This is a genomic window from Microbacterium sp. Bi128 (assembly GCF_918698205.1).
The window spans coordinates 1-2,169 of the sequence record NZ_CAKKMM010000864.1; the positions used below are offsets into that span (position 1 = coordinate 1).

Annotated in this window: 2 protein-coding genes and 1 tRNA gene; all 3 read left to right on the forward strand. The window is 70.8% G+C overall.

What is annotated here, in order from left to right; genetic code table 11:
- Positions 1-1,072: alpha/beta hydrolase (locus LQV45_RS27335; protein ID WP_230009944.1), on the forward strand; the 1,072-nt coding region annotated here is incomplete at its 5' end.
- A 115-nt stretch (positions 1,073-1,187) separates the two neighbouring features.
- The gene (gene deoC, locus LQV45_RS27340; RefSeq protein WP_230009945.1) at positions 1,188-1,853 is read left to right on the forward strand and encodes a deoxyribose-phosphate aldolase; all 666 of its coding nucleotides are present in this window, start codon (positions 1,188-1,190) and stop codon (positions 1,851-1,853) included.
- A gap of 73 nt (positions 1,854-1,926) precedes the next feature.
- A tRNA-Thr gene (locus LQV45_RS27345) sits at positions 1,927-2,002 on the forward strand.
- The last annotated feature ends 167 nt before the right edge of the window (positions 2,003-2,169 follow it).

Below are 2,169 nucleotides of genomic sequence, written 5' to 3' on the forward strand. Positions count from 1 at the left end.
GCAGCTCGACGCCTACCTGTACGACATCCCGCCGGGCGCCCGCGGGAGCGACGAACGACAGGCCGCGCTCGACAAGCGCGCCGCCGATTTCGCCCAGGCATGCCAGCAGCGCAGCGACGGCATCCTGCCCTTCATCACCACCGACAACGCCGCCCGCGACATGGACGTGCTCAGGGCGGTGCTCGGTGACCCGAAGCTGAACTACCTCGGGTACTCCTACGGCACGTTCCTCGGGGCGACCTACGCGGGGCTGTTCCCCGAACGCGTCGGCCGCATGGTGCTCGACGGCGGGATCGACCCCAGCGTCTCGGGTACCGACACCTCGCTGCGGCAGGCGGTCGGGTTCGAGCAGTCGCTCCGCGCGTTCATGGCCGACTGCCTGCGCACCGACGAATGTGCGTTCGCCGGCAGCGTCGACGACGCGATGTCCGACCTCGCGGCCATGCTGGCTCGCGTCGACGCGCGTCCCCTCACCGCCACCGACGGGCGGCGGCTCGGCGGCGACTCGCTCATGACCGCGATCACCGCCGCGCTGTACAGCGAAGACAGCTGGCCCTACTTGCGCTCGGCGCTCTCGGGTGTGCGAGACGGCAGCGCCGATGTCGCCTTCCAGCTCGCCGACTTCTACAACGGGCGCACGGGCGATCGTTACGACGGCAACACCATGGAGGCGTTCGTCGCCTACAACTGCATGGACTACCCCGACGAGGGGACGGATGCCGACGTCGCGGCGTTGCAGCAGAAGCTCGACGCCGAAGCCCCCGTGGTCGCCCCCTACTGGGCCGGGGGAGGAGATCCCTGCGCCGCCTGGCCGACTCCGCCCACCGGCACGCGCGAGCCGATCACCGCGCCCGGCTCCCCGCCGATCGTGGTGGTCGGAACGACCGGCGACCCCGCGACCCCGTACGACGGAGCGCAGAGCCTCGCGTCCCAGCTCGCACAGGGCGTCCTCGTCACCAACGTCGGCGAGGGACACCTCGGGTACAACAAGGGCAACGCGTGCGTCACGGATGCCGTGGACGCCTACCTCGTCGACGGCGTCGTCCCCGAGAACGGATTGCGCTGCGGCTGACCCTCTCCGCGCCGCGCCACGGTTGCCGCATCCGCTCGCGTCGCCCGACGACCCCCGAGCGCCGCGGCGTCCCCGGAACGTAGGCTTGTCGTCGTCCCCGCCCGAAGGAGCATTCATGACCACCGCCGATCTGGCCCCCTACATCGACCACACGCTGCTCAAGCCCGAGGCCACTCGCGCCGACGTCGAGCGCACCATCGCCGACGCAGCGGAGCTGGGCACCTACAGCGTGTGCCTGTCGCCCTCGTTCCTCCCCGTCGAGGTGCCCGCGGGGCTCAAGATCGCCGTCGTGTGCGGATTCCCCAGCGGCAAGCATCACGCCGAGGTCAAGGCCGCCGAAGCAGCCCTGTCGGTCGCGCAGGGTGCTCACGAGATCGACATGGTCATCGACATCGGTGCCGCCGTCGAGGGCCGTTACGAAGTCGTCGAGGCCGAGATCCGCGCGGTGCGCACCGCGGTCCCCGCTCCGACCGTGCTCAAGGTCATCATCGAGTCGGCAGCACTCTCCGACGACGCGATCGTCGCCGTGTGCGAGGCCGCCGTCGCCGCCGGTGCCGACTTCGTCAAGACCTCTACCGGTTTCCACCCCGCCGGCGGGGCGAGCGTCCACGCCGTCGCGCTGATGAAGCGCACCGTTGGCGACCGCGCCGAGGTCAAGGCATCCGGCGGCATTCGGACGCGCGCCGCGGCCGAAGAGATGATCGCGGCCGGCGCGACCCGCCTGGGCCTGTCGTCCAGCCGCGACATCCTCGCCGATCGCTCCGCCACCGGGGACTACTGAGCGCCGGCCCCGATTCGTCAGCCGACCCGCTGAGCATGTAAGATCGTTGATCGTGCACGCGTCAGCGGAGCGCGCCGCCTTAGCTCAGACGGCAGAGCGATTCACTCGTAATGAATAGGTCAAGGGTTCGATTCCCTTAGGCGGCTCCAGCACAACGAAAGGCCCGGGTCCTCCCGGGCCTTTCGTGTTCCCCGCGGCATCGCACCGTCGCGGCGCCACACTTGCCCGGCAGTGATCGCGCCGGGTCCGCGCCCGCGCGCCCGGTAGGCTGGAGGACCACCCGTCGCGCCTCGGCGCGGAGATCACCGCCCCGCCC

What these genes read in the sequence shown, in the direction of transcription:
- deoC (WP_230009945.1), top strand. Translation starts at nt 1,188, where the DNA reads ATGACCACCGCCGATCTGGCCCCCTACATCGACCACACGCTGCTCAAG.